This window comes from Alcanivorax sp. HI0044, assembly GCF_001634945.1.
In genome coordinates this window covers 1-19,137 of sequence record NZ_LWEZ01001328.1, presented here as the reverse complement: position 1 = coordinate 19,137, position 19,137 = coordinate 1, and the positions used below count along the sequence as shown (strand labels likewise).

Annotated in this window: 16 protein-coding genes and 1 tRNA gene; 12 read left to right on the top strand and 5 right to left on the bottom strand. The window is 58.1% G+C overall.

Going from position 1 to position 19,137, the window contains the following annotated elements; translation table 11 throughout:
• Positions 1-20 precede the first annotated feature (20 nt).
• The 3 genes from A3730_RS19580 to A3730_RS19570 are packed head-to-tail and all read left to right on the top strand — an operon-like array spanning position 21 to position 5,443.
• Complete coding sequence (locus tag A3730_RS19580; RefSeq protein ID WP_022983802.1) at positions 21-1,196, top strand: acyl-CoA dehydrogenase family protein; 1,176 nt, start codon at positions 21-23, stop codon at positions 1,194-1,196.
• Positions 1,197-1,250: 54 nt separating this feature from the next.
• Positions 1,251-4,238, top strand: a complete 2,988-nt coding sequence (locus A3730_RS19575; RefSeq protein WP_022983801.1) for a peroxisomal multifunctional enzyme type 2 — start codon at positions 1,251-1,253, stop codon at positions 4,236-4,238.
• A 23-nt stretch (positions 4,239-4,261) separates the two neighbouring features.
• Entirely contained in the window at positions 4,262-5,443 is a 1,182-nt protein-coding gene (locus A3730_RS19570) for a lipid-transfer protein (RefSeq protein ID WP_031225738.1), read from the top strand.
• 258 nt (positions 5,444-5,701) lie between these two features.
• Here the strand turns inward: A3730_RS19570 and A3730_RS19565 are convergent, their stop codons facing one another.
• Together A3730_RS19565 and A3730_RS19560 are read right to left on the bottom strand one after the other, a co-directional pair.
• Positions 5,702-7,057, bottom strand: coding sequence for an integrase arm-type DNA-binding domain-containing protein (locus tag A3730_RS19565; protein WP_063519744.1), 1,356 nt, complete (start codon positions 7,055-7,057; stop codon positions 5,702-5,704).
• 182 nt (positions 7,058-7,239) lie between these two features.
• Positions 7,240-7,326, bottom strand: a tRNA-Leu gene (locus A3730_RS19560).
• A gap of 102 nt (positions 7,327-7,428) precedes the next feature.
• On the opposite strand from A3730_RS19560, the gene rnr reads away from it, so the two are divergent.
• Positions 7,429-9,894 (top strand): ribonuclease R, encoded by a 2,466-nt coding sequence (rnr, locus tag A3730_RS19555; protein WP_063538732.1) that lies wholly within the window; start codon positions 7,429-7,431, stop codon positions 9,892-9,894.
• A gap of 108 nt (positions 9,895-10,002) precedes the next feature.
• The gene (rlmB, locus tag A3730_RS19550) at positions 10,003-10,752 is read left to right on the top strand and encodes a 23S rRNA (guanosine(2251)-2'-O)-methyltransferase RlmB (protein ID WP_063538728.1); all 750 of its coding nucleotides are present in this window, start codon (positions 10,003-10,005) and stop codon (positions 10,750-10,752) included.
• On the opposite strand, the gene A3730_RS19545 is transcribed toward rlmB, so the two are convergent.
• Together A3730_RS19545 and A3730_RS19540 are read right to left on the bottom strand one after the other, a co-directional pair.
• Positions 10,740-11,339, bottom strand: a complete 600-nt coding sequence (locus tag A3730_RS19545) for a hypothetical protein (RefSeq protein WP_063521309.1) — start codon at positions 11,337-11,339, stop codon at positions 10,740-10,742. The two genes, rlmB and A3730_RS19545, sit on opposite strands and share 13 nt — an antisense overlap.
• A 2-nt stretch (positions 11,340-11,341) precedes the next feature.
• Positions 11,342-12,043, bottom strand: coding sequence for a hypothetical protein (locus A3730_RS19540; RefSeq protein ID WP_063521308.1), 702 nt, complete (start codon positions 12,041-12,043; stop codon positions 11,342-11,344).
• A gap of 295 nt (positions 12,044-12,338) precedes the next feature.
• On the opposite strand from A3730_RS19540, the gene rpsF reads away from it, so the two are divergent.
• From rpsF to radA, 7 genes are all read left to right on the top strand, one after another.
• Positions 12,339-12,680 (top strand): 30S ribosomal protein S6, encoded by a 342-nt coding sequence (gene rpsF, locus A3730_RS19535; RefSeq protein ID WP_007151551.1) that lies wholly within the window; start codon positions 12,339-12,341, stop codon positions 12,678-12,680.
• Positions 12,681-12,682: 2 nt separating this feature from the next.
• Positions 12,683-12,991, top strand: coding sequence for a primosomal replication protein N (gene priB / locus A3730_RS19530; protein WP_063521307.1), 309 nt, complete (start codon positions 12,683-12,685; stop codon positions 12,989-12,991).
• A gap of 22 nt (positions 12,992-13,013) precedes the next feature.
• Positions 13,014-13,244, top strand: a complete 231-nt coding sequence (rpsR, locus tag A3730_RS19525; RefSeq protein WP_007148676.1) for a 30S ribosomal protein S18 — start codon at positions 13,014-13,016, stop codon at positions 13,242-13,244.
• A 15-nt stretch (positions 13,245-13,259) separates the two neighbouring features.
• Complete coding sequence (rplI, locus tag A3730_RS19520) at positions 13,260-13,712, top strand: 50S ribosomal protein L9 (RefSeq protein ID WP_007148535.1); 453 nt, start codon at positions 13,260-13,262, stop codon at positions 13,710-13,712.
• Positions 13,713-14,002: 290 nt separating this feature from the next.
• Positions 14,003-15,397: a replicative DNA helicase gene (dnaB, locus tag A3730_RS19515; protein ID WP_063521306.1), complete on the top strand. Its 1,395-nt coding sequence runs from the start codon at positions 14,003-14,005 to the stop codon at positions 15,395-15,397.
• Positions 15,398-15,487: 90 nt separating this feature from the next.
• Positions 15,488-16,549, top strand: a complete 1,062-nt coding sequence (gene alr, locus A3730_RS19510; protein WP_063538726.1) for an alanine racemase — start codon at positions 15,488-15,490, stop codon at positions 16,547-16,549.
• A gap of 284 nt (positions 16,550-16,833) precedes the next feature.
• Complete coding sequence (radA, locus tag A3730_RS19505; protein ID WP_063519728.1) at positions 16,834-18,201, top strand: DNA repair protein RadA; 1,368 nt, start codon at positions 16,834-16,836, stop codon at positions 18,199-18,201.
• A 130-nt stretch (positions 18,202-18,331) separates the two neighbouring features.
• Here radA and A3730_RS31925 read toward each other — a convergent pair.
• Positions 18,332-19,137 (bottom strand): hypothetical protein (locus A3730_RS31925; RefSeq protein WP_197477536.1); only part of this gene is annotated, 806 nt, incomplete at its 5' end.

Here is a 19,137-nt window from a genome sequence, read left to right as displayed (position 1 = left end):
ATCAACGTTGGAAGCCTGTAATGAGTGATGTGCATGTACCGGCGGCTGTATCGCCGATGATCCCCCGTACTCTCTTCAATGAAGACCATGAGGCGTTCCGCGCCACAGCAAGGCGTTTCTTCGAGACTGAAATCTCCCCTTACCACGAGAAGTGGGAGGAGCAGCAACATATTGATCGTGAACTGTGGAACAAGGCGGGGGAGCTGGGGCTGCTGTGTCCAACGATGCCTGAAGAGTACGGCGGCTGCGGCGTTGACCGTCTCTATTCGATGATACTGATGGAGGAGCAGGCGAGGGTGGGGGATTCGGCCAGCGGCTTTGCCCTGCACTCGGACATTGTTGCCAACTACATCAACAACTTTGGTTCCCATGAACAGAAAAGCCAGTGGCTGCCCAAAATGGCCACCGGTGAAGCGGTCACTGCCGTGGCCATGACCGAGCCGGGTACCGGTTCCGATCTTCAACGTATCAAGACCACGGCCACCCTTGAGGGCGATCACTACGTGGTAAATGGCTCGAAAATCTTTATCACCAACGGTTACCTCTGTGACATGGCGGTGGTGGCGGTGCGTACCGGGCCGGCTGAGCTGGGTGCACAAAGTGTGTCCCTGATGATTATTGAGGCGGATCGCGAGGGCTTCTCCAAGGGCAAGCCGCTGAAGAAAGTCGGCATGCGCGGGCAGGACACCTGCGAGTTGTTCTTCGACAACGTCAAGGTGCCCAAGGAAAACCTGCTGGGTGCCGAGGGCATGGGTTTCATTGCCTTGATGAAGGAGCTGGCCTGGGAGCGGATGATGATCGCCATCATCTGTTCGTCGGCTGCCGAGCATGCGCTGGCAACCACCGTGGAATATGTGAAACAGCGCCAGGCGTTTGGCAAGCCGGTGGCGGCATTCCAGAACACCCGCTTTGAATTGGCCGAGATGCGTTCTGAAATCCAGATTGCACGGGTCTATGTTGATCGCTGTATGGAGCTGGTGGTGAAGAATTCCCTGTCGCCCGAGGCTGCCTGTGCGGCCAAGTACTGGGTATCCGATTTGCTCAGCAAGGTGGTTGACCGCTGTGTGCAACTGCATGGTGGCTATGGCTACATGCTCGAGTATCCGATCGCCCGAGCCTACATCGACACCCGTGCCAACCGCATCTACGGCGGCACCAACGAAATCATGAAAGAACTTATTTCACGCTCTATCTGAGGATTCTCGACCCTGCACGGCATGTGTGCCCTGTATTGAAAAGAGGAAAGTATCATGGCAGAACTTCGTTTTGATGATCGTGTAGCCATTGTCACCGGTGCCGGGGGCGGGCTGGGCCGGCAGCATGCCCTGACCCTGGCCGCGCGTGGCTGCAAGGTGGTGGTTAACGACCTGGGTGGCAGCGCCCACGGTGATGGCAAGTCGTCGTCTGCCGCAGACAAGGTGGTGGATGAGATCCGGGCCATGGGAGGGGAGGCGGTTGCCAACTATGACTCGGTGGAAAACGGCGAGTCGATAGTACAAACCGCGTTGGATAGCTTCGGCACTGTGGACATCGTGGTCAACAATGCCGGCATCCTGCGTGACGTCAGTTTTGCCAAGATGTCGAAGCAGGACTGGGACTTGGTGTTGAAAGTCCATCTGGAAGGTTCCATGAGCGTCACCCATGCGGCTTGGCCGATCATGCGTGAGAAGGGCTATGGCCGCATCATCATGACGACCTCGGCAGCCGGCCTCTACGGTAACTTTGGTCAGGCCAACTACTGTGCTGCCAAGTTGGGTCTGGCCGGGCTGGCCAACTGTCTGGCGGAGGAAGGTCGCAGCAAAAACATTCATGTGAATACCATTGCGCCGATTGCGGCCTCTCGGCTGACTGAAACCATCATGCCGCCGAATTTGCTGGAAAACCTCAAGCCAGAAGCGGTCAGTCCGCTGGTGGCCTGGTTGTGCCATGAAAAGTGCGAAGAAACCAAGGGTATCTTCGAAGTGGGTGCCGGCTTCATCAGCAAGTTGCGCTGGGAACGTAGCCAGGGCAATAGCTTCCCCCTTGGCAAGGCCTTCAGTGTTGATGATGTAGCGCGTCGTTGGGGCAAGATCACCGACTTTACCGATGCGGAGCATCCATCCAATGTCAACGAATCCTTCTCGCCGATTCTCGACAACATCAACAACCCGTCACTGGGCGGCAACGAATTCATCGATCTGGATGTGGCCAGCAAGGAAAGCCTCGAGCTGGAATCGTCCTATGATGAAAATGACCTGTCGTTGTATGCCCTAAGTGTCGGCGCCGCACGTGATCCGCTCGACAAGGATGAACTGAAGTTCGTCTACGAGCTGGGTGGCAATTTCCAGGCGTTGCCCACCTATGGCGTCATGCCACAGATCGGCGCGATGCTAAAGGCAGCAAAAGAAGGCGCGCTGGCTCTGCCAGGGATGAACTTTGGCTTCGACCGGTTGCTGCATGGCGAGCAATACACCGAAATCAAACGGCCGCTGCCGCCGCACGCCAAGCTGAAGCACACCTTCAAATTCAAGAAGGCATTGGACAAGGATCCGAATGCGGTAGTTACCTTTGCTATTACCTCCACCGACGAAAACGGTAACGAGGTGGCCTATAACGAGATGACCTCGTTCGTGAAAGACGCCGGCGGCTGGGGCGGTGAGCGGGGCGATTCCGGCGAGATCAATGTGCCGCCCGCACGTGAACCGGATGCGGTGATCGAAGAGAAAACCGACGCCAACCAGACGCTGCTGTATCGCCTGTGCGGTGACTGGAATCCGCTGCACGCCGACCCGGCGTTTGCCAGGGCGTTCGGTTATGACAAGCCGATCCTGCATGGGCTGTGTACCTTCGGTTATGCCGGACGCCATGTCATCAAGGCGTTCAGCAATAACGATGGCCGTTATTTCAAGAGCATCAAGGTGCGCTTTGCCAAGACGGTATTTCCGGGTGAAACCCTGGAAACGCGCATGTGGAAGGAATCCGATAACCGCATCATCTTCGAAACCTGGGTGAAAGAGCGTAACGAGGTGGTGCTGAAGAATGCCGCCATCGAGTTGTTCTCGGAGATTCCGGCAGAAGCGCCGGTGCCGGAACAGGTGTCCGCCGAGGAAGTGTCTGCGCCGCAGGTGGAGCAGGCGGTGACGCCTGACGATGTGTTCGCGGCGGTGGCGACCTACATCAAGCAGAAACCGGAACTGGTTGATCAGACCGGTACCAGCTTCCAGTTCGAGTTCAGCAATCCGGATCAGCAGTTCTTTATTGATCTGAAAAATGCACCAGGCGCGGCAGGGCCTGGCACGATCGACAAACCGGACGTGACTCTGGCGCTGGACAGCGAGCATCTGGCGACCGTGTTTGGTGGCGATCTTGCGGCGGTGCAGAAACTGTTCTTCGGTGGCGAGCTGAAAATTTCCGGCAACGTGATGGCGTCCAACAAGTTGACCGTGTTGCAGGACATGGACCCGAAACTGGCCGAGCAGGCGCGTGACAAGCGCGTGGCTGACGGTGGTGGTTCACAAGCTGTCGCAGTACCGGTCGAATCGCAGGAGCCGACCATGGCGGATGTGTTCAGTGCCATCGGCCACTTCATCGCTGACAACCCGGATCTGATCGAGAAGGCCGCTACCAGCTTCCAGTTTGCGTTCAGCAACCCGGATCAGGATTTCTATATTGATCTGAAAAACGCACCGGGTACCGCCGGGGCGGGCCAGCTGGACAAGGCGGATGTGACGCTGGAGTTGGACAGCAAACATGCCCCGACCCTGTTTGGCGGTGATCTGGCTGCGGTACAGAAACTGTTTTTTGGTGGCGATCTGAAGATCGGAGGTAACGTGATGGCCTCCAACAAGCTCACCGTGTTGCAGGACATGGACCCTAAGCTGGTGGAGCAGGCACGCGACAAGCGATTGGCCTCCGGCCAGCCGGATACCGCTACCGCACAACCGAAAAAGCAGAAAGCACCGCAGGCGGAGAAAGTGCTGCCGGAGCTGGCGGAAAAACTGTCGGCCATTGGTGGACAGGGTGGTGTGTTGCAGATCAAGGTGCGGAGCCCAGACAGTGCCTGGTTTATCGATCTATCCGCCTCGTCGCCCGGCATCGTCAGCGGCGAGAAGGACGCGGCGGCGGTGATCACGCTGGACGACAGCAAGCTTGCCGACCTGATTGCCGGCAAGGTGGCCTTGAGCACCTTGTACCAGAAGGGCGACATGCGCGTCGACGGTGACCTGGCGCTGGTGCGCAAACTTGAACAAATCCTGTAACGCCATAATTCGGAGAACAGAGAATGAAACGTAGAGTGAATGTGATCGGTGTCGGGATGACCAAGTTTGCCAAGCCCGGTGCCAGCGATGATTACCATGTGATGGCAAAAGCGGCTGGCCTCGCCGCAATGAAGGATGCCGGCATCCAGTACAGCGATGTTGAGCAGGCGTTCTGTGGTTATGTCTACGGCGATTCCACCTGTGGTCAGCGTGCCGTGTATGAACTGGGCTTGACCGGCATTCCCGTGGTCAATGTGAACAACAATTGTTCCACCGGTTCGTCGGCCCTGTTCCTGGCGCGCCAGGCCATCGAAGGCGGTTTGGCTGAATGTGTCATCGCCCTGGGTTTTGAAAAAATGGAGCGCGGCGCGCTTGGTGCTAAGTTCAATGATCGCGAGAACCCCATGAGCCAGCATGCGCAGGTGATGATGGATACGCAGGGCTTCAATCAGGCGCCGCCGGCGGCACAGATGTTCGGTGGCGCAGGGCGTGAATACCGCTGGAAGTACGGCACCAAACGGGAAACCTTCGGCAAGATTGCCGAGAAGGCGCGTCAGCATGCCGCCAACAATCCTTACGCACTGTTCAATCAGGTGCTGTCGCTGGAAGAGATCATGGCGTCAGACGAGGTGTTTGATCCGCTCACCCGTTTCCAATGCTGCCCGCCCACCTGTGGTGCCGGCGCCGCGATTCTGTGTTCGGACGAGTTCGCCAAGAAGCATGGCATTGCTAACCCGGTGTATATCGCCGCCCAGGCGATGACCACGGATTTCGCCAGCAGCTTTGATGAAAAATCCATGATCAAGATGGTCGGTTACGACATGACCCGTTCCGCCGCCGACAGCGTGTACGAGCAGGCCGGTATCGGCCCGCAAGACATCAATGTGGTCGAGTTGCACGACTGCTTTACCGCCAATGAGCTGCTCACCTATGAAGGTCTGGGTCTGTGCCGGGAAGGCGGCGCGGAGAAATTTATCTGGGATGGCGACAACACTTATGGAGGCAAGTTCGTGACCAATCCGTCCGGTGGCTTGCTGTCCAAGGGGCACCCGCTGGGGGCTACAGGTCTGGCGCAATGTGCCGAACTGGTGTGGCAGTTGCGTGGCCAAGCAGAAAAGCGACAGGTCGAGGGAGCTCGGGTAGCCTTGCAGCACAACCTTGGTCTGGGGGGGGCCTGTGTAGTGACCCTGTACCGCAACGATTGAGCCGTTACATGCAAGGGATGGGCTGGCTGCGCTTCTGATCGGGATGTTGACCAAATAGGGCGGTATCTTAGACGGGCTAGGACGCTTTTGGATGCCTGGGGACTATGCTCAATGACTTGCTTTGCAGGCCTGCGTTATGCTGCCGCCCACGAAGGGTTAGGGTTCCATTTTTTTGCGATTTTTCGGCTGAAAGTCTGTGTTGTTACTTGCACCCGGTGATTTCGAGCTACGAGTGTTTGGTAAAGATCGGAGTGGCGACTAATCAGATGTGGGTTTTTCCTGGGATGCATAATTGCTAAATAAAGCTGTAAAGCTTTTCTTGCCATCCTTCTTTAGATTGCCATTCTCTTTTTCAGTCGATTCGCAGCTAAGGCTGTATTGAGTTTCTGGGGTTGTTCCCGCCCGTTCAAATTGTTTCCCATCTCGAAGGGCGTCTAGGTAGTTGGCCCACTCCTGCATCATTTTGGTGCGCTGACTCAGGAGGCTGGTTCTATTATAGGCGGTACCATTGGGGTCTTTGACGGCATGAGCCAGTTGGTGCTCGATCCACTCAATCCTATAGCCCAGTACTTCGTCCAAGATTGTCCGGGCTGTTGCTCGGAAGCCATGGGGGGTTACGTCATCGTTGCCGTAGCCCATATCCCGAAGGGCCACTCGGACGCCATTCTCGGATAGACAGCGGCTTGCCCCTCGTTGCGACGGAAAAACGTATTTGCCGCGTCCGGTAAACAGGTGGATATCCTGTAGTAACGCCATGGCTTGCTGCGGTAGTGGTACTATGTGGGGATGGCGCATTTTCATCTTGTCGGCAGGGATCTCCCAGCGCTGCTCTTCCCAGTTGATCTCGGACCATTCCATTTGCCGGATTTCGCCTGGGCGCTGGAATAAGATGGGGGTCAGAAGCAGGGCGGTTTTCACCACTGGGCCTGCTGTGGACGCTTGCATGTCCCGTAGCAGCTTTCCCAACCGGGAAGGGTCGGTGATGGCGGCGCGGTGTTTTACCTTGGGTGACTTGAGCGCTCCTCGCAAGCTTGCCGTGGGATCGATTTCGGCTTTTCCCTCAATGATTGCATGGCGGAAGACCTGGCCGCACTTTGTCTTCAGGCGTTGAGCTGTTTCCAGCTTGCCGGTTGACTCGACTCGGCGGAGGACATCCAGCAGTTCTCGGGGGGATATGTCGGCAATAGGCCTGTGTCCTATATAAGGAAAGGCGAAGGTTTCCATGAGCCAGCGATTTTTCTTGTCTGTTTCGGGGGCTACCTGCTGGCGCACCAGCCATTCCTGGGCAACAGCCTCGAAACTGTTGGCCTGGGCTTCGGTGCGAGCCAGTTTCTCCTGGCGGCGAGCTTCGCTAGGGTCAATGTTGTCGGCAAGTTTGAGCCGCGCGTCTTTGTGAGCTTTTCGGGCGGCCTTGAGGGAGATTTCGGGATACACCCCAAGTGCCAAGGATTTCTGCTTACCTAGGAAGCGGTACTGATAGCGCCAGTACATTCCTCCATCAGGAGAGATCTGTAAGTAGAGCCCGCCACCGTCAGCAAGCTTGTAGGTTTTGTCTTTCGGTTTGGCCTTTTTGATCTCAAGGGCCGACAGCTTTTCCATCGCATTCTTGCTCATTTCCTGTTCCTTGGGCGTTGTTGGTATCTGAAAGAGGCCAGCAGGGCAGTGCCAACATAAGTACCAACAGAAATGCTGGTATCTGGTTGGATTCCATCGGATGGGATTAGAGCGAGTATAAACGAAAAAAGCCCTGAACCAGACGGTTGCAGGGCTTTGTCGGACTCCGTAAGAGTCATGTTTGGTGCCGAGGAGAGGACTTGAACCTCCACGCCCTTGCGAGCACTAGCACCTGAAGCTAGCGTGTCTACCAATTTCACCACCTCGGCTTCGCTATGCGTGGGCTAAATTTATTAGCCGTTCATCGCGAAAGCGGGTGCATTCTAGTATATGATGGGCCAATGTCAAATTCCTTTTCGAAAAAATCTTCGATGACCTCAAAAAAACGCTATAGCGATCCCCATGCCGACCGAGAGGCGGAAAAGTACGAAAACCCTGTTCCCAGCCGGGAGCTGATTCTGGATGTGCTCAATGATCAGGGCAAACCCCTGTCATTTGAGCTGCTGGCACAGCTGCTGGAAGTGGATGAAGAGGGTGAAGTCGGGCTGGATCGCCGTATCAAGGCCATGCTCCGTGATGCCCAGCTGGTTCAGAACCGCAACGGCAAAGTGGGTGTGGTGTCCAAAATGGACCTGATCGCCGGTCGAGTGCAGGGCCATAAAGATGGCTTTGGTTTCCTGATTCCCGATGACAAGGCCCAGGGTGATCTGTTTCTCGCCCCCCGGCAGATGGAAAACGTCATGGACGGGGACCGGGTGCTGGTCAGCAATGCGGGTTATAACCGCTTTGGCAAGAAAGAAGCCCGGATCGTTGAGATTACCGATCGCGTGGCCACGGAAGTGGTGGGCCGCTATGCCGAGGAAGCGGGGATCAGCTTTATCGAGCCGGAAAATCGCCGGATTACCAAAGAAGTCCTGATCGAGGACAAGAACGGCATCAAGCCAAACCCCGGCGACCATGTTCGCGCCACCATTACCCAGTACCCCAGCCGCGACCACCATGTGTTGGTGCGCCTGGAAGAGATTATTGCCACCCCGGATGAAGCCGGCATGGAAGTGGAAGTGGCGCTACGTCGCTTCGAGATTCCCCATGTCTGGCCGGAAGGGGTGGAGGCTGCCGCCGAGAAGTTCGGTGACAAGGTGCCTCACAAGGCCAAGGCCCACCGGGTGGATCTGCGTGATTTGCCACTGGTTACCATCGATGATGAAACCGCCCGGGATTTCGATGATGCGGTTTATGTAGAGCGTCGTCCCCGCGGTGGCTGGCGCCTGATCGTGGCCATCGCGGATGTGAGCCATTATGTGCATCCCGGTTCCGAGCTGGATCAGGAAGCGGCCAATCGCGGTAATTCCGTGTACTTCCCCAATCGGGTGATTCCGATGTTGCCGGAGGCGCTGTCCAACGGGTTATGTTCCCTGAACCCCCATGTGGACCGCCTGTGCCTTTACTGCGACATGAAGATTTCCGCCAATGGCCGGCTTACCCGGTTTATTTTCCGTGAAGGGGTAATGCGCTCGCGGCACCGCCTGACCTACAACAAGGTTGGCGCGATCATCGAAGAGCCGGAGTCCGAACTGGCCCAGGATACCGTGGCCAGCCTGGACGATGAGTCTCTGGACATGATCTGGTCGTTCCACGAAATGTTCCTGGCCCTGCGCCGACGTCGTGCAGAGCGCGGTGCCATCGACTTCGACAGCGATGACACCCGTATTATTTACGACGAGAACAAGAAGATCGAAGCCATCGTGCCGGTGCAGCGCAATGTGGCGCATATCATGATCGAGGAGGCCATGCTGGCCGCCAACATCTGTTCTGCCAAATTGCTGGAAAAAGCCGGTGTGCCGGCGCTTTACCGGAACCACGAGCCGCCCAAGGAAGAGCGCCTGAGCAAGTTGCAGCAGTTCCTGGGTGGGTTGGGCTTGAGTATCGCCTGGTCGGAAGGGGCGGCACCAAAGCCTTATGTCTTCCAGGACCTGCGCGAGGAAATTCTGGAACGCCCGGATCGCAATGTGATCCAGACGATGATGTTGCGCACCATGAGCCAGGCCAAGTACGAGGCCGAGAACAAAGGCCACTTTGGCCTGGCCTACAAGGCGTACACCCATTTCACCTCGCCGATTCGGCGCTACCCGGATCTGTTGGTGCATCGTGCCATCCGTTTCCTGATTCGCAGTAACGGTGAGCCGAACCACGTGGATAACCCGGGCGACTTGCCGGAAATCCCGCGTCAGCAAATCCTGCCTTATAGCCAGGCGGACATGGTGGCGATTGGTGAGCAGTGCTCCATGACCGAGCGTCGTGCCGATGAGGCGACCCGCGATGTGGTGTCCTGGCTCAAATGCCAGTTCATGGAGGCGCATCTGGGCCAGGTCTTTGAGGGCACCATCAGTGGCGTGGCCAGTTTCGGTTTGTTTGTGCAACTCAGTGACCTGCACATTGATGGCCTGGTGCATGTGGCGAACCTGGATAGTGACTACTACCACTTCGATGAAGTGAGCCTGACCCTCACCGGTGAAAGTAGTGGTCGTCAGTTCGGGCTGGGCGATGCAGTCACGGTCTGCGTGGCGGCGGTGCACACCGAAGACCGCAAGATCGACCTGCAGCTGGAGTCCTTTACGCCCAGCGGCAAGGGGCGCCCCAAAGCCGGTAGCAAGAAAAAGCCGTCTGGCGGCAGAGGAGGCAGGGGTGGCCGCTCGAAGAATGCCGCCAAGGCAGACTCGGGCACGTCCGAGCGGGAAAAGCTGGCCAAGGGGGATATTCCCAAGGCTAAACCCAAGGCCAAGCGCAAGAGGTCGGCCCGCGGCAAGAAAGCGTCCGGGCGTAGCAGCAAAGGCTAGGCTATGTATCACCCACAGGAGCGGCTCAAGCGCTGCTCCTGTGTCTCTCGATTTCATCTCCCCGCGTCGCGCGTGTTTGCGTGGTGCGTGTAGCGTGCAGGCGTCGTTATGAATAAACCCCTGATGTATTCCGGCTTTCACGCGGTGGAGGCCTTGTTGCGTCATCGCCCGGAGGCGGTGCTGGAACTGTTTGTGCAGGATACCCGCGCAGACCGTGATGATCCGCGTCTTGCTGCCATGATGCAGGCGGCAAAGGACTTCGGGATTGCTGTGCAACGGGCTCGCCGCGAGGTGCTGGAAAAGCATGCCGGGCCACAGCACCAGGGGATCGTAGCGCGGGCGCGCCCGCGCCGTCCGGCGGACGAGAGTGCGCTGCTGCAGTGGCTGGACGGCAAACCGGCCAGCCCGCTGTTGCTGATTCTGGAAAATGTCACCGACCCGCATAACCTGGGCGCCTGCCTGCGTAGCGCAGATGCGGCCGGGGTTCAGGCGGTGATCGTGCCGCGCCGCAATGCGGCAGGGCTGACCCCGGTGGCGTGTCGCACCGCAGTGGGCGCGGCGGAGAGTCTGGCCTATTACGAAATCGGTAATCTGGCCAGTTTGCTGGATCAGTTGCGTGATCGCGGCGTGTGGGTGGTGGGCACGGCACTGGAAGAGCGAAGTGAGTCCTTGTTTACCTTTCATCCCCCGGAATCACTGGCCATTATAATGGGGGCCGAGGGGAGTGGGCTGAAGCGGTTGACCCGTGACAAGTGCGACCAGCTGCTGGAAATTCCCATGGCCGGTGAGGTGCAGAGCCTCAATGTGTCGGTGGCCACGGGTGTGATGTTGTTTCAGGTCAGGGCTCAGCGTAGCTGAGAATGGCTGACGAAATGCTGCTGGTTGAGTTCGGGGGGCGGCAGGTTTGCCCGGCTGGCGGCCATTTCCCGTTGTAGCCGGGTGTTGTCTTCAAGCAACGTTTCGGGAATTTCTTCTTTGGCAGGGTCGGCGGGGGATGCCGGCGGTTCACCGGTCAGCGCCTTTTCTGACAGCTGTTGTTGCGGCAGTGGCGGCAGCGGAAAACTCAGATGGGTGGTGCGGTCGTAGCGAATAGGCTCCTGGTAGTTGGGCTGCTTGTAGCCTTGTGCATTGTGCAGCGCGGTATCCAGGTCTTCGGGGCCGGTAACATGGTGCCAATTCGGCTGTGGTGCCGGTGCGGGAGGCGCAATGGACTCTCCCCGAGCCAGTTTGGCCTCCAGTTTACTTTTGTGGCGTTGCCAGGCGAGCAGGTCGGTGACGAACCGGTCCTGGCGCGTGTAGTCGCGAATTTCCGGTCTTGGCCCCAAAGCGCGCGCCAGCGCATCTTGCTGTGATTCCACGCCTTGGGCGGCCAGCGCTTGCCCGTTCAGGGCCAGCATCATGACACTGATCAGCATAATGGGGGTATGCAGCACGCGCCCGGTCATGGCTACCTCAACCTCCCCTCCACGGTGCCCTCTATAAGGAAGGCTTCGCCGGCGTTATCCAGATACAGAACCAGGTTGCCGCTGCGATACACGCCGCTGAACTGCTGGGTGTCAGCAATAAACGCCGCGCGGCTGGCCTGGCGCTCCTGCTTGGGAAGCAGCTCATAACTGAACTGGACCTCTTGCTGTTGTGCTTCGCCGCCATCATTGATGCCGTCGAGCTGCATGCCGACAATGGTCATGGGCAGAAACAGCGGTGTCTCGGAGCCTGCGTTGGCCAGGAGGGTGCGGATGCGCTCGCTGGCCAGGGAGTCACCGCCGAGAGGGGGCAGTACAAAGCTTTTCGAGGTGGAGCGGTTATACCAGGTGCGATTGCGCTGGTAGTCGATCGGTTGCAGCTTGCCGGTGCGGGCCAGGGCGCTGGACAAGGTTTCCGGCTCGTCGATGACGGTCGGGTCGCTGCTGGCCACCGGGTGGGGCAGATAGTCATCCGGGCAGGCATTGCGGTGGCTCGCCAGGTCTCGCTGGGCCTGCTTGTATTTCATGATTTGTAGCAGGAAATCGCTGTAGTCCGGGTAATCTTCCAGCAGCGGTTTGTCTGGCACCTTCAGCGCGTGGCCGCAAGGCGTATGTGACTCCTCGGCCTGAACCGGAGTCAGCAAGAAAACACTGCACAGGCCGATGGCCAGGGCTCGAAAGTGCATTGTCGTATCCCGTTGTTGTTGTTTTCCCCTGTGTTTTCAGGGGCTTGGGGTTAACGACGCTTTTTGTAAGCGTTTGTAGCGTTTTGTTTTATCTGAGCATACGTCCGTCGCCGGCAGATGGCAATGGATATGCCTTGAGGTTGCCCCCTGCAATGGGATAGAATCGCGCGCTTCCTGCGTCTCCCCCGGTTTTCGGGGCGGGGATGCAGGTCTCCTTGCTTCACCGTGCGTTGATCATGATCACGGCGGGAAGCTGAATTGGCGTCGTGAGGCGTCGCAACCGTAAGGAGCTAACATGCGTCATTACGAAGTTGTGTTCCTGGTTCACCCGGACCAGAGCGAACAGGTCTCTGCCATGGTCGAGCGCTACAGCGCGATCGTGACCGATGGCAAAGGCACTATCCACCGTGTTGAAGATTGGGGCCGTCGTCAGTTGGCATACCCGATCAACAAGATCCACAAAGCTCACTATGTGATGCTGAACATCGAATGTGACGGCGAGACCCTGGGCGAGCTGGAAAACACTTTCCGCTTTAACGATGCCGTAATCCGTCACCTCGTAATTCGTCGCGACAACGCCGTAACCGAGCCGTCGCCGCTGGCGAAACACGACGAGAAGGAAGGGGCTGCCAGCTAATTTTGGAAAGCAACCACTGCGAACTCACTGGTGTGATCGTCACCTTGGAAAAGGTGGCCCTGACTCCAGCCGGAGTGCCCCGCCAGCGAGTCTGGCTGGAACATCGCTCCCGGCAACTGGAAGACGGACATCCCCGTGAAGTCCAGGCCCGCATTGCCGTGATTCTGGCGGGCGGGATGACCCAGCAGGCCAAGGGCCTGAAAGAGGGTCAGCGAATCAAGGTAACCGGATGCCTCAGCCGCGCCGGTTACAAGGGAGACGCCCGGGACCGTTTGCAATTGCTTGCCCAAACGCTGCAAAGCCTTAACTAAGGATTCGACAGGAGATTATCCAATGGCCCGTTTTTATCGCCGCCGCAAGTTCTGCCGCTTTACCGCGGAAGGTGTTGAGTACATCGATTACAAAGATCTCGACACCCTGAAAGCCTACATCACCGAGACTGGCAAGATCGTGCCCAGCCGTATTACCGGCACCAAGGCACGCTACCAGCGTCAGCTGGCCTCTGCTATCAAGCAGGCTCGCTTCCTGGCGCTGCTGCCGTACTCTGACAGCCACGACAATTAAGCCGAGGGGACCATCATGCAAGTGATCCTGCTGGAAACGATCAAGAACCTGGGCGATTTGGGCGCAGTGGTAGACGTACGTTCCGGTTACGGCCGTAACTTCCTGATCCCGCAAGGCAAAGCGCTGCCTGCCACCAAAGCCAACCTGGCGGAAGTGGAGCAACGTCGCGCCGAGCTGGAAAAGCACGCTGCAGAGCAGCTGGGTGCTGCCCAGGAACGCGCCGAGAAGCTGAACGAAGCCGCAGTTTCCATCGCCGCCAAAGCGGGCGACGAAGGCAAGCTGTTCGGTTCTGTGGGTACCCGCGACATCGCGGAAGCCATTTCCTCTTCCACTGGCGTGGACGTGGAAAAAGCAGAAGTGAAGCTGCCCCACGGTGCACTGCGCACCACCGGTGAGTTCGAAATCGACCTGGCGTTGCACGCCGAGGTAACTGTGACCATCAAACTGGCTGTGGTTCCTGCCGAGTAATCGGCAGAACTGACACTCGGTTTGCCCCCGCGGGGGCACGGTGACAGAATCAGGGCATTGTCCGAAACCTGTTTTCAGGTGGGGGCAGTGCCCTTTTTTGTTGAAGGGTAGTGCAAAGTTAAAAGTTTAAAGTTGAAACGCGAGTGGAGCCGGTGCGTTTTGAGCGGTCGGAGGCCGCGACTACAGCGTTGTCGAGGCTTATAGAATCTAGCGATGGGTGCATGCCCGGGTCGCGTTTCAACTTTAAACTTTGCTCTTTCAACTCTATTTCCCAACACGTTGGCTTATCCATGAATGAACCCATGTCGCTGGACAAACACCTGCCTGAGAACCTGCGTATTCCTCCCAATTCGGTGGAGGCGGAGCAGGCGGTACTGGGCGGTTTGCTACTCAATAACAGCGCCTGGGATGATGTGGCCGAGCGGGTGGGCGCGCGGGATTTCTACCGTAAGGAGCACCGCCTGATTTTCGAGGTGATTGCCCAGCTGGTGGAAGAGGAAAACCCCAGTGACCTGGTCACCGTCTCCCAGGCGCTCAATAACCTGGGGCAGCTCGAATCCATTGGTGGCATGACCTATCTGTCGGAGCTGGCCCGTAACACACCCAGCGCGGCCAATATTACCGCTTATTCGGATATTGTCCGTGAGCGCAGTATCCTGCGTCAGCTGATCAATGTTTCACACCAGGTGGCGGATAGCGCGTTTAATACCGAAGGCCGTAAATCCCTGGAAATTCTCGATGAGGCGGAATCCTCCATCTTCGAGATTGCCGAGCAGCAGAAGAAAGGTGACGGCCCCCAGAACATCAAGTCGGTGTTGAAAAAAGCGGTAGACCGCATTGATGAGCTGTACAAAACCAAGAGTGCACTCACCGGCCTGACCTCCGGCTTTGAAGAGCTGGATAAAATGACCGGGGGCTTGCAGCCCGCCGACATGATCGTGGTCGCTGGCCGTCCTTCCATGGGTAAGACCACGTTCGCCATGAACCTGTGTGAAAACGTGGCGATCAAAAGCAACAAGCCGGTGCTGGTGTTCTCCATGGAGATGCCGGCGGAATCCATCGTCATGCGGATGCTCTCCTCGCTGGGGCGTATTAATCAGGGCGCGATCCGTTCCGGTAATCTGGAAAAGGATGACTGGCCGCGTATCACCTCTGCCATTCATATGCTCAGTGAGCAGCGCTTCTTTATCGACGACACGCCGGCACTGAGTCCGCTGGAAATGCGCGCCCGTGCCCGCCGGGTGGCCCGTGAATGTGGCGGCGAGCTGGGCCTGATCATGGTCGATTACCTGCAGCTGATGCAGGTGCCGGGGGTGGAAAACCGGGTGAACGAAATCTCGGAAATTTCCCGCTCCCTGAAAGGGATTGCCAAGGAACTGAATTGCCCGGTGCTGGCCCTGTCCCAGTTGAACCGTTCCCTGGAACAACGGCCCAACAAGCGCCCGGTGATGTCGGATCTGCGGGAATCCGGGGCGATTGAGCAGGATGCGGATTTGATCGTTTTCCTGTACCGGGACGAGGTGTACAACAAGGACAGCAACGAGCGCGGTGTGGCCGAAATCATTATCGGCAAGCAGCGTAATGGTCCTATCGGCACCGTGCGGCTGGCCTTCCGCGGTGAGTTCACCCGCTTCGATGACCTGGCGCCGGAATACTATGCCCAGCTGGCGGCAGGGGATGAATAAAACGCTGGACGCTAGACGCCGGATGCCGGATGCGACGTCCCGTTCTTTAAACGTCAGGCGTCAGGCGTCCGGCGTTGGGCTGCACCTGCTATGAGAGGCACCCGAGTCGAAATTCGTCCTTCTGCGCTGGCGCATAATGCGCGTCTGGCCCGGCAACTGGCTGATGGGGCTGAGGTGTTTGCCATGGTCAAGGCCAACGGCTACGGGCACGGCCTGTTGCGGGCGGCGGATGCCATGCACGACAACGTGTCGGGCCTGGGGGTGGCGCTGGTCGAAGAGGCACGTGCGCTGCGAGAAAACGGCATGACCTTGCCGATTCTTGTGGCCGAAGGCTTCTTCGATGCCGAAGAGCTGAAGGAGGCGGAGCGGCTATCCCTTGAGGTAGTCGTGCACTCGTTATGGCAAGTGGATTTGCTGCTGGCCAGCCCTTGCCCGGTGCGCATCTGGTTGAAAGTGAACACGGGCATGAACCGTCTTGGTTTTCGCCCGGACACGGCCCTGCAGGCAGCGGCGCAATTGCGGGCAGCGGGAATGGCACCGGTGGGTGTCATGAGCCATTTTGCCTGTGCGGATGTGAGTCAGGATACCTATTCCGAGAAACAGCTGCTGGTCGCCGGGCAGATCGCGGAGCAACTGATGCTGCCGTTATCGGCGTCCAACTCGGCAGCGCTGCTGCGTTACCCCCAGGCCCGCGCGCAGCGGGTGCGTCCCGGCATCATGCTGTACGGCTCGTCTCCTTTCGACTGGCAAACGGCCAGCGAGCTGGGCCTGGCGGTCAGCCACCGGTTTACCGCCCGTGTAATTGCCATTAATGCGGTGGAGGCAGGTGAAAGTGTGGGCTACGGCGCGACCTGGACCACAGCTGAACCCTGTCAGGTCGGTGTGGTCGCCGTGGGCTATGGCGATGGCTACCCGCGGCATGCCCCCAGTGGTACGCCGGTGGCCGTGAACGGGGTTGTCACGCAATTGGTGGGCCGTGTTTCCATGGATATGCTTACCGTTGACGTGACCGGGCTGGGTGCCAGTGTGGGTGATGAGGTGGAATTATGGGGCGACGTGGTGGATGTGGATGACGTTGCCCGCGCCTGTGGCACCATCAGTTATGAATTATTCTGCCAGATCACCGCACGCCCGGAACGCATTGTCGTTTAATCCGAAGGCCGCTGTAGAAACGTAGCGCAGCGGAGTAACGCACGAAGTGCGGCCCGGAGGGTGAGCGCAGCGAATAACACCTCTTGAGGTGCGAACAAAACAGTTACGAGTTGCGAGTAGCGAGTTTCGAAAACCAAACCTATCAGGCCCGGCAGGTTCCGGTTGTGCTTTTCGCTACTCGAAACTCGTTACTCGCTAACGCTCGTATCCGCACCTCAAGCGGTGTTATTCGCTACGATTCTGCAGTGGCTTTGTAGATAGCAATACACGAGAAGGACTTGTTTGTGGCCAAGAAAAAAATCGCGTTTGTATGCACGGATTGCGGAGCGGATTTTCCCAAATGGCAGGGGCAGTGCCCGGCATGCAATGCCTGGAATACCTTGCAGGAATTTGTCCACGACCCTGCTACGCCATCGTCGAAAGGGGCGGGCAGCCGCGGCGGTTTTTCCGGGCAGCTGTCAGAAGTGCAGAACCTCAACGATATTGTGCTGGAAGAAACGCCACGCATTGGTTCCGGCATGGGCGAGCTGGATCGCGTGTTGGGCGGGGGGCTGGTGCCTGGCTCGGCGATCCTGATCGGCGGGCACCCTGGCGCCGGTAAATCCACCTTGCTGCTGCAGACACTGTGCAAACTCTCGGACAGCCAAAGCTGCTTGTATATCACCGGTGAGGAATCCCTGTCCCAGGTGGCCATGCGCGCCGATCGTTTGAAACTTCCCAAGGAAAAACTGCGCCTGGCGGCGGAAACGGATGTGGAGCAGATTCTGGAGCTGGCCCGTAAGGAAATGCCGCGCATCCTGGTAGTGGATTCCATTCAGGTGATGTTTCTCGCGGCGTTGCAGTCTGCGCCGGGGAGTGTGGCCCAGGTGCGCGAATGTGCGGCAGCCCTGACCCGCTTTGCCAAACAAACCGGCACCGTGTTGCTGCTGGTGGGGCACGTTACCAAGGACGGCACCCTGGCAGGGCCCAAGGTGCTCGAGCATATGATCGATTGCTCACTGATGCTGGAAGGCTCCACGGATTCCCGCTTTCGCACTCTGCGCGGCCTGAAAAACCGTTTCGGGGCGGTGAATGAGCTGGGGGTGTTCGCCATGACTGGCGAGGGCCTGAAAGAAGTGAAGAACCCGTCTGCCATTTTCCTGAATCGGGCTGATGAGATTGCCTCGGGCTCGCTGGTTACCGTGGTCTGGGAAGGTACACGACCGTTGCTGGTAGAGCTGCAGGCGTTGGTGGATGCCTCCCATTTTGGCAACCCCAGGCGTATCTGTGTGGGACTGGAAGGTAACCGACTGGCCATGTTGCTGGCGGTGCTGCATCGTCATGGTGGTATCCAGGTGGGCGATCAGGATGTGTTCATGAATGTGGTTGGCGGGGTCAAAGTGACGGAAACCGCCGCGGACCTGGCCCAGGTGCTGGCGATTGTGTCCAGCTTCCGGGACCGTGCGCTGGAGCGCGAGTTGGTGGTGTTTGGTGAGGTGGGGTTGTCCGGCGAGATCCGGCCTGTTCCCCAGGGGCAGGAACGGCTTTACGAAGCGGTGAAGCACGGCTTCAAAAAAGCCATTGTGCCCAAAGCGAACCTGCCCAGAAAACTGCCCGACGGTGTGGAGATTATCGGCGTCAGCAATGTGGCCGAGGCGCTGGAGTACCTTTGATTATCGCTCGTTGAGAGCAGGCGAGAAGGATTCCGACTTCGGTATACGTGCCCGGTTGTTCGAGCCGCAGCCAGGGCCGCACATTGCGGTGCGGCCCTGGTGCGAAGAGAGGATCGGCGTTTTATCTGCCCTATGGTTTCACAAAGGTGGCAATCACGTCGCAATCAGCGGTGATATTACTTGCCGAGTATGTATTGGCAGAGAGGGCCCCGTTGTCGCAGCCGGAAGCCGCACCCTGGTAGCTGGGGTTTGCGGTCAGCGTGACGCTGATGGTGCCACCGTCGTCCACCGTCTGGCTGGCGGGCGAAACAGAGCCCTGGTCCGTGCCTACCTGGTATTGCGCGATCTTGTTGTCTGCCGGAGCAGCTACGTAGGCGAGGCCGTTGTCGTAATCAATGGCCATGCTGTGGTAGGCGTTATTGGCAAAGGTGGCTGCCGTTGCCCTGCCGCTCAGCTTGGCTGTGCCGGGGTTGATTGAATAGATGGCGATGCCACTTGGCGCGGTTGAGTCACTGTTTCTTTTCGCTTTCAAATACGCCACTTCGCCATTGTCGGCGATATCCAGGGAGACACGCTGGGTGTCCTCATAGGTCAGGATTGTCGGGTTCGACAGGCTGGCAAAGTCACCGTTGCCATCAATGGAGTAGCCTCTGACGTTTACCGGGTTGCCAAACGGGAAGTCGTTGTAGGAGTATACGAGATACGCCTTCTGGGCGCCTGGCACCAGGGCAAGATCCTGTGTCTTGATGCTGTTCTGGCTGAGAAATGATGCTGACCATGCACCATTGATAGTCCCGGTGCTTGCTTCAACGGTGAAATGAAATACCCCGGCCTTGTCCAAAACTGTGGGGCTTTGCGATGGCTCGTCGTAGCTGACGTAAAGGTGCTCGCCGGTTGCGTCGACCACCATGCCATTCAGTTGCCGGGCGGTATTGT

Coding starts and splice junctions, on each gene's coding strand:
- A3730_RS19565 (WP_063519744.1), bottom strand. CDS start 7,057: ATGAGCAAGAATGCGATGGAAAAGCTGTCGGCCCTTGAGATCAAAAAG.
- A3730_RS19580 (WP_022983802.1), top strand. CDS start 21: ATGAGTGATGTGCATGTACCGGCGGCTGTATCGCCGATGATCCCCCGT.
- rnr (WP_063538732.1), top strand. CDS start 7,429: ATGACCTCAAAAAAACGCTATAGCGATCCCCATGCCGACCGAGAGGCG.
- rpsR (WP_007148676.1), top strand. CDS start 13,014: ATGGCCCGTTTTTATCGCCGCCGCAAGTTCTGCCGCTTTACCGCGGAA.
- dnaB (WP_063521306.1), top strand. CDS start 14,003: ATGAATGAACCCATGTCGCTGGACAAACACCTGCCTGAGAACCTGCGT.
- rpsF (WP_007151551.1), top strand. CDS start 12,339: ATGCGTCATTACGAAGTTGTGTTCCTGGTTCACCCGGACCAGAGCGAA.
- A3730_RS19545 (WP_063521309.1), bottom strand. CDS start 11,339: ATGACCGGGCGCGTGCTGCATACCCCCATTATGCTGATCAGTGTCATG.
- alr (WP_063538726.1), top strand. CDS start 15,488: ATGAGAGGCACCCGAGTCGAAATTCGTCCTTCTGCGCTGGCGCATAAT.
- rplI (WP_007148535.1), top strand. CDS start 13,260: ATGCAAGTGATCCTGCTGGAAACGATCAAGAACCTGGGCGATTTGGGC.
- A3730_RS19575 (WP_022983801.1), top strand. CDS start 1,251: ATGGCAGAACTTCGTTTTGATGATCGTGTAGCCATTGTCACCGGTGCC.
- A3730_RS19570 (WP_031225738.1), top strand. CDS start 4,262: ATGAAACGTAGAGTGAATGTGATCGGTGTCGGGATGACCAAGTTTGCC.
- A3730_RS19540 (WP_063521308.1), bottom strand. CDS start 12,043: ATGCACTTTCGAGCCCTGGCCATCGGCCTGTGCAGTGTTTTCTTGCTG.
- rlmB (WP_063538728.1), top strand. CDS start 10,003: ATGAATAAACCCCTGATGTATTCCGGCTTTCACGCGGTGGAGGCCTTG.